6 protein-coding genes are annotated in these 7,113 nt (G+C 73.8%); 2 read left to right on the top strand and 4 right to left on the bottom strand.

The genetic code is table 11. The features are described from left to right. On the bottom strand, window positions 1-723 hold a 723-nt coding region (locus ACFE60_RS16205; protein ID WP_375389892.1), incomplete at its 3' end, for a lipoate--protein ligase family protein. Then, window positions 720-1,577, bottom strand: a complete 858-nt coding sequence (locus tag ACFE60_RS16200) for an alpha/beta fold hydrolase (RefSeq protein WP_375389891.1) — start codon at window positions 1,575-1,577, stop codon at window positions 720-722. The genes ACFE60_RS16200 and ACFE60_RS16205, both read right to left, overlap by 4 nt. A 206-nt stretch (window positions 1,578-1,783) precedes the next feature. On the opposite strand from ACFE60_RS16200, the gene ACFE60_RS16195 reads away from it, so the two are divergent. Next, entirely contained in the window at window positions 1,784-3,019 is a 1,236-nt protein-coding gene (locus tag ACFE60_RS16195) for an MFS transporter (protein WP_375389890.1), read from the top strand. Between the two features lie 109 nt (window positions 3,020-3,128). Here ACFE60_RS16195 and ACFE60_RS16190 read toward each other — a convergent pair whose 3' ends face one another. Continuing rightward, window positions 3,129-4,019 (bottom strand): ROK family protein, encoded by an 891-nt coding sequence (locus ACFE60_RS16190; RefSeq protein WP_375389889.1) that lies wholly within the window; start codon window positions 4,017-4,019, stop codon window positions 3,129-3,131. Window positions 4,020-4,207: 188 nt separating this feature from the next. On the opposite strand from ACFE60_RS16190, the gene pgi reads away from it, so the two are divergent. Further along, window positions 4,208-5,902 (top strand): glucose-6-phosphate isomerase, encoded by a 1,695-nt coding sequence (pgi, locus tag ACFE60_RS16185; protein ID WP_375389888.1) that lies wholly within the window; start codon window positions 4,208-4,210, stop codon window positions 5,900-5,902. A gap of 190 nt (window positions 5,903-6,092) precedes the next feature. On the opposite strand, the gene ACFE60_RS16180 is transcribed toward pgi, so the two are convergent. Then, window positions 6,093-7,109, bottom strand: coding sequence for a glycosyltransferase family 9 protein (locus tag ACFE60_RS16180; protein WP_375389893.1), 1,017 nt, complete (start codon window positions 7,107-7,109; stop codon window positions 6,093-6,095). Window positions 7,110-7,113: the final 4 nt, after the last annotated feature.

Raw genomic sequence — 7,113 nt, 5'->3', positions numbered from 1 at the left:
GGGCGAGCTGATGTCGTTCAGCGGCTGGTAGGTCGCGTCGATGCCGAGGGAGCGGAGGGCCTGTAGCACCCAGTCGTCGAGGTAGGCGTACGACTCCGCGAACGACATCCCGCGGACCAGGTCGCCCGGCGCGTACAGCGAGTAGGTGACGACGCTGCCCGCCTCCATGAACATCGCGCCGCCGCCGGACACGCGGCGGACGACGTCGATGCCGAAGCGTCGCGCGTTCTCGAGGTCGACCTCGTTCTTCAGCGACTGGAAGCTGCCGATCACGACGGCCGGCTGGTCCCACTCCCAGATCCGCAGGGTCGGCTGCCGGCGGCCCGCCCCCACCTCCTCCGTCAGCACCTGGTCGAGCGCGAGGTGCAGCGCGGGCGGGAACGGGCCCGGGTGCACGAGCCGCCAGTCGAAGTCCGTCCAGCCGGCGGCGCCGCCGATCGCGCGGCGGACGGCCGTCGCGACCGCCTCCGGGCTGAAGCCGAGCAGCACGGCGCCCTCCGGCAGGGCGGCCCGCACCGCGCCGGCGATGTCGACCGCTGGGGCCTGCTCCGGGACGCCGACGACGGCCCGGTCGATGGCCTCGAGGGCGTCGTCGGGCTCGAGGAAGAAGTCGCCGGCGAGCCGGAACGCCGCGATCCGGCCGTCCTGGACGGTCAGATCGACGACGACGAGCTTGCCGCCCGGCACCTTGTACTCGCCGTGGCGCTCCTCTTCCGCGCTCATGCGCTCGCCTCCTGGTGCAGCACGCGGTCGTCGATCCAGCGCACGAGGTCGCCGATGACCTCGTCCCGGTTCGTCTCGTTGTAGACCTCGTGCCGGGCGCCGTCGTAGACGCGCACGGTGACGTCCGTGAGGCCCGACCGCGTCCGGTAGGCGCGGGCGAGGCGCTGCGCGCTGCGCCCGGCGCCCAGGGTGTCGTCCGAGCCGACCTGGATCAGGACCGGCAGGTCGGAGGGGAGGTGCCGCGCGGGGCGGCCGAGCAGCCGGAGCGCGTCGCGCATGCCGATCAGCTTCGCGGTCTGCGCGGGGAAGGCGAGCGGGTCGGCGACCCAGGCCGCAGCGACGGCGGGGTCGCGGCTGAGCCACTCCGCTCCGGTGGTGCCGAGCGAGCGGTGCCTCCGGTTGAGGTCGCCGGCGTCCATCCAGCCCGGCAGGCGGTAGGCGGTGCCGGAGAGGACGACCCCGTCGTAGGCGTCCGGCTGCCGGTTCACGGCCATCTGCCCCATCAGCGAGCCCCAGCTGTGGGCGACGAGCACGAGGGGCACGCCGGGGAAGCGCTGCCGGGTCAGCCGCCCGAACCGCGCGATCGCGGCGACGGTGGCGCGCAGGCCGCCGGGCCCGAGGGAGCCGAGCCGGGACGGGTCCCCGCCCCACTGCCGCATCCCCGTCGCGCCGTGGCCGCGGTGGTCGTCCGCGACGACGGTGAAGCCGGCCCGGTTCAGGTCCGCGGCGAGCGCCGCGTACCTGCCGCTGTGCTCGCCGATGCCGTGCGAGATCTGCACGATCGCGCGCGGGGCGTCGACGGCCCACTCGACGGTCTCGATGACGACGCCCTCGTCGTCGGTGAAGGAGGTCACGGGTCGATTCTGGCGGGCCCGTGCGGCCGCTGCGCGCATGGCCGCCCTGCAGCACCTCGGCAGGCTCTCCGCACTTCGGCAGGCCACGGAGGCGGTTCGCGGCCTGCCGAGGTGCGGGTGGCCTGCTCAAGTGCTCGGCCGGCCTGCTGCGGTGCGGGAGCGGTGCGCGCCAGATACACAGTCCAGCCTGCGTATGCTGGAGGGACATGAGCGGGATCACGGGCGCAGGGATGTTCCGGTCGCTCCGCGTCCACGACTACCGGCTCTGGGCGTCGGGCGCGATCGTGTCCAACGTCGGCACCTGGATGCAGCGCACGACCCAGGACTGGATCGTGCTGACCCGGCTGACCGACCACGACGCCTTCGCGGTCGGCATCACCACCGCCCTCCAGTTCGGCCCGCAGCTGTTCCTCTCCCCGGTCACCGGGCTCGTCGCCGACCGGGTGTCGAAGCGCACGCTGCTCACGATCACGCAGGCCGTGATGGGCGCGCTGGGGCTGGCGCTCGGGCTGCTCGTGCTCTCCGGCACCGCCACGCTGATCGAGGTCTACGGCTTCGCGCTGCTGCTCGGCATCGCGGCGGCCTTCGATGCTCCAGCGCGGCAGAGCTTCGTGTCCGACCTCGTCGGCCCGGACGACGTGTCGAACGCGGTCGCCCTGAACTCCGCCTCCTTCAACCTGGCCCGCCTGCTCGGCCCGGCGGTCGCGGGCGTGCTGACGGAGGCGGTCGGCGCCGGCTGGGTGTTCATCATCAACGCGGTCAGCTTCGCGGCGGTGCTCGTCTCCCTCCGCTGCATCCGCGCCCCCGCGTTCGGGGCCCGCGGTCCCAGGAAGGGGTCGCTGCGCGACGTCGGCGAGGGGTTCGCGACCGTCGTCCGGCGCCGGGATCTGCTCGTCGTCTTCGCGATGGTCGCGGTGCTGGGCACCTTCGGGCTGAACTTCCCGATCTACGCCTCGACCATGGCCGTGATGTTCGGGCAGGGCGCGACCGGCTACGGGCTGCTGTCGTCGGCGCTGGCGGTCGGGGCGGTGACCGGTGCCCTGCTGTCGGCCAGGCGGCCCGCGCCGCGGTTCGTGCTGCTGATCCTCGCGGGCGCGCTGTTCGGTACGGGCCTGCTGATCGGAGCCGTCGCCCCCTCCTACCTGTGGCTCGCGATCGTGCTGCCGCTCGTCGGGGTCGCGGCGCAGACCTTCATGACCACCGCCAACGGTCTGGTGCAGCTGGGCGTCGAGCGCGAGGTGCGCGGGCGGGTGATGGCGCTGTACATGGCCACCGTCATGGGCGGCACCGTCGTCGGCGGCCCGCTGGTCGGCTGGATCGCGAACGTGCTCGGCCCGCGGGAGGCGCTGGTGGTCGGCGCGATCGCCGGCGTCTGCACGGCCGTGCTCGGCATCGCGTACCAGCACCGGCATGCAGCACGACCCGCCGCGGTCCTCCGCTGACTCCGTCTCGCGGATCCGGATGGATTGGCCGACACGCCGGGCGGGAGGCGCCGGGCGCGGCGTGTCGCGATGCTGGTCCGGATCCGCGCGAGGAATCCGGATCCGCGAATCAGGGGAGGAGGTCGGCGGCCAGCGCGAGGGCGCCGACGACGCCGGGCGAGTCCTCGATGCCGGGCGGGACGAGCACGTCCTTCGGGTCGGCGGTCGCGAGCGTCGCCGGCCCGTAGCCGCCGGAGATCGCCGCGAGCGCAGCCCGGGTGGCGTCGAGCAGGCCGGGCGCGAGCATCACGCCGCCGCCCAGCACCACCCGCTCGGCCCCGACGGTGAGCGCCACGGTGTAGGCCATCTGCGCGATGTACGAGGCGAGGACCGCGAACGCCTCGTCGTGCACCTCCGGAGGGAATGAGGACGCGTCGACGCCCCAGCGCGCCTTGATCGCCGGGCCGGCGGCGAGGCCCTCGAGGCAGTCGCCGTGGAACGGGCAGTTCCCCGCGAACCGGTCGGCCGGGTGCCGCCGCACGAGCAGGTGGCCGACCTCCGGCCAGCCGTCGCCGCCGATCGGGCGGCCGTCGACGACCATCCCGACGCCGACGCCCGTGCCGATCGTCGCGTAGGCGAGCGAGGAAAGACCCTGGCCGGCGCCGTACCGCAGCTCCCCCACCGCCGCGCCGACGACGTCGTTCACGAACGCGGCCGGCACCCCCTGCGGCGTCACCCGGCCGAGCAGGTCGACGTCCGCCCAGCCCGGCTTCGGCGTCGTCGTGACGTAGCCGAACCGCGGGCTGCCGTGCGCGGCGTCGACGGGACCGAACGACGCGACGCCGAGGGCCTGCAGCGGCTCGTCGGCCGTCACCTCCGCCAGGAAGTCCCGGATGCGCCCGATCGTCTCGTCCGGCCCGGTGGTCGGGAACCGGCGGGTGACCAGCGGGCGCTCCGGCGCCGATGCCGCCGCTGCCGCGCAGACCACCTTCGTGCCGCCCGTCTCGATGCCCGCGATCATGCCGTGCCTGCTTCCTCCGCTGCTCCGCGGACGGCCCGACCCTACCGAGCGAGCAGGCCCCTCCTCCCTCCTGCTGCGGGAGGCGGGCGCGCAGCCGGGCGCGCTAGCGTTCGATCCGGCGTGGTTCCGACCATCCCCGCCCGGCGTCGGGCGGCACATCCGCTTCTGGTGAAAGGCGGCACCCGGCCGTGACCGCAGCCCCGATCGACCCGACCACCTCCGCCGCCTGGGCCGCCCTCGAGGGCATCGCCGACGGCTTCTCCCCCGATCTGCGCGGCTGGTTCGCGGACGACGCGTCCCGCGCCGAGCGCTGGACCTTCCAGGCGGCCGACCTCACCGTCGACCTGTCGAAGAACCTGGTGACGGAAGAGATCCTCGGCCACCTGCTCGAGGTCGCGCGCACGGTCGACGTGCCCGGGCGCTACGCGGCGATGATCGCCGGCGAGCACATCAACGTGACGGAGGACCGCGCCGTGCTGCACACGGCGCTGCGCCGTCCCGCCGAAGGCTCGCTCGAGCCGGCGGCGCCGCTGACCGTCGACGGGCAGGACGTCGACCACGACGTGCACGAGGTGCTCGACCGCATCGCGACGTTCGCGACCTCCGTGCGCGACGGCTCGTGGACCGGCGTCACCGGCAAGCGCGTCGAGACCGTGGTGAACATCGGCATCGGCGGGTCGGACCTCGGGCCCGTGATGGTCTACGAGGCGCTGAAGCCGTACGTCCAGGCGGGGCTCACCGCCCGGTTCGTCTCGAACATCGATCCCAGCGACATCTATGAGAAGACCGCGGACCTCGACCCCGAGACGACCTTGTTCATCGTCGCCTCGAAGACCTTCGGCACCCTCGAGACGCTGACGAACGCGCGGCTCGCCCGCGAGTGGCTGTGGAAGGGCCTGCTCGCCGCCGGCGCCATCGAGGACACGGACGACTCGAAGCGCGACGCGGTGTCGAAGCACTTCGTGGCCGTGTCGACGGCGCTCGACAAGGTGGCGGCGTTCGGCATCGACCCTGCGAACGCGTTCGGGTTCTGGGACTGGGTGGGCGGCCGCTACTCCGTCGACTCGGCGATCGGCACCTCCATCGCGATCACGATCGGCCCCGACGGCTTCGCCGACTTCCTGGCCGGGTTCCACGCGGTCGACGAGCACATGCGGACCGCGCCGCTCGAGTCGAACGTGCCCGTCCTGATGGGCCTGCTGAACATCTGGTACACGAACTTCCTCGGCGCGCAGAGCCACGCGGTGCTGCCGTACGCGCAGTACCTGCACCGGTTCGCCGCCTACCTGCAGCAGCTGACGATGGAGTCGAACGGCAAGAGCGTCCGGTCGGACGGCTCCCCCGTCGTCACCGACACCGGCGAGGTGTTCTGGGGCGAGCCCGGCACGAACGGGCAGCACGCGTTCTACCAGCTGATCCACCAGGGGACGCGGCTGATCCCCGCGGACTTCATCGCCGTGGCGAACCCCGCGCACGCGCTCGAGGACGGCGACGTGGACGTGCACGGCCTGTTCATGGCGAACTACTTCGCGCAGACGAAGGCGCTGGCGTTCGGCAAGACGGCGGAGGAGGTGCGGGCGGAGGGCACCGCGGAGTCGGTTGGGCCGGCGCGCGTCTTCAGCGGCAACCGGCCGACGACGTCGATCCTGGCGCCGTCCCTCACGCCGAGCGTGGTGGGGCAGCTGATCGCGCTGTACGAGCACATCGTGTTCGTGCAGGGCACGGTGTGGGGCATCGACTCGTTCGACCAGTGGGGCGTGGAGCTGGGGAAGCAGCTCGCGCTGCAGGTCGCGCCGGCCGTGGACGGCGACCGGGAGGCGCTCGACGCGCAGGACGCCTCCACCAGGGCCCTGATCGCCAAGTACCTCGAGCTGCGGCAGTAGCGGCGCCGCGCTTCAGCAGGACGGAGCCGAGCGCTTCAGCAGGACGTCTGAGCGCTTGAGCAGGACGAATCGAGGGCTTCAGCAGGACAGGACGCCGTCAGCAGGACGAAACGGCCCGGATCGTCCTGCTGAAGCCGTTCTGTCCTGCCATCGCGCTCGGCTCGCGGCTGCGGGCACCGGCGGGGCCGGATCAGGCGGCGGAGGAGCGGAGGGCCAGGAGGCGCTCGGTCGCGGCGACGACCGCCGCCGGGGTCACGCTCGCGAGGCACGGGTGCCCGGGGATCGGGCACGCGGTCGCCCGGGACCCGCGGCACGCCGCCTCCTGATCGCCCAGCAGCTCGACCGGCACGCCGTACGGCGCCCAGCGCTCGGGCTTCACGACCGCGGAGAACAGGCTGACGATCGGCGCGCCGACCGCCGCCGCGAGGTGCGCGGGGCCCGTGTTGCCGACGACGACGACCGCCGCGCCGACGAGCGCCTGCGCCGTGCCGCCCAGGTCGAGCCGGCCGCCGAGGTCGACGCCGGTGTCCCCGACGACCGCCGCGGTCAACGCGCGCTCGTGGTCGCCGCCGGTCACCACGACGGCATGGCCGGCGGCGCTCAGCAGCCGGACGACCTCGACGAAGTGATCGGCGGGGTACTCCCGCGCCGGGTACTGCGCCCCGGGATGCACGGCGACGTACCGCGGAGGCAGCCCGTCGAGCGCCGCGGGCCGCTGCGGCGGCAGCTCGACGTGCAGCCGGCCGTCGTCGCCCGGGGCCAGCGCGTACCCGGCGAGGCCGACGATCGCGAGGTTCCGCTCGGGCTCCGGGATGTCCTCCGGGAAGGTCTCGCCCGGGATCCACCGCTCGTCGAGCAGGCCGGCCGACGACTCGACGGAGGCGCCGAGGATGCGCGGCACCCCCGCCAGCCGCAGGAGCAGCGCGATCGGGAGGGGCGACTGGTGGAACGACGTGAGGACGATCGCCTCGTCGAAGCGACCCTCCGCCACGACGGCGTCCACCTCCGCGACCAGCCGCGCATCGACGGGGCGGTCGACCGCGGTGATCCACGGGACGCCCACGACGCGCAGCTCGTCGATGCCGGGCAGGAGGCGCGCGGCGGACCGGCCCCGAGGGCCGGCCAGGACCCACACCTCGGTGTCGGGCGCCGCCGCGACCGCGGATGCGCTCACGACGCTCGCGAGCGCCGCCACCTCGGCCGCCATGTGC

The organism is uncultured Amnibacterium sp., from assembly GCF_964245895.1.
In the GTDB taxonomy this organism is placed as follows: Bacteria; Actinomycetota; Actinomycetes; order Actinomycetales; family Microbacteriaceae; genus Amnibacterium.
This window is presented reverse-complemented; position numbering and strand designations above follow the sequence as displayed.